This window comes from Mammaliicoccus sp. J-M41 (assembly GCF_022385935.1).
GTDB classification, from domain to species: Bacteria; Bacillota; Bacilli; order Staphylococcales; family Staphylococcaceae; genus Mammaliicoccus; species Mammaliicoccus sciuri_A.
Genome location: NZ_JAJNIR010000086.1, coordinates 1 through 327 on the forward strand (window position 1 = coordinate 1; position 327 = coordinate 327).

The following is a 327-nucleotide window of genomic DNA, read 5'->3' on the forward strand; positions in this document are numbered from 1 at the left end:
CAGCTAAAAAAAGAGTCAGTACCTATTTTATAAAGTGTCACGATCTCATTCAGAATTTAAAAAGAGCACAGATAGAGAACAGGTTAGAAAGTAGAATCAAACATTATGGTAAATACAAACTGTTAATTATTGATGAAATTGGCTACTTACCAATTGATAATGAAGATGCCAAATTATTCTTCCAACTAATAGATTTAAGATATGAAAAGAAGAGCACGATATTTACAACTAACATCAATTTTAATTTATGGAACGAAGTTTTTGAGGATCCTAAAATAGCAAACGCTATTTTAGATAGGATTTTACATCACTCAAATGTCGTTAAAA

Annotated in this window: 1 protein-coding gene; it reads left to right on the plus strand. The window is 28.7% G+C overall.

Features of this window, described 5'->3' with window-relative positions; genetic code table 11:
• Positions 1-327: ATP-binding protein (locus tag LQ686_RS14000; protein WP_239733462.1), on the plus strand; the 327-nt coding region annotated here is incomplete at both ends.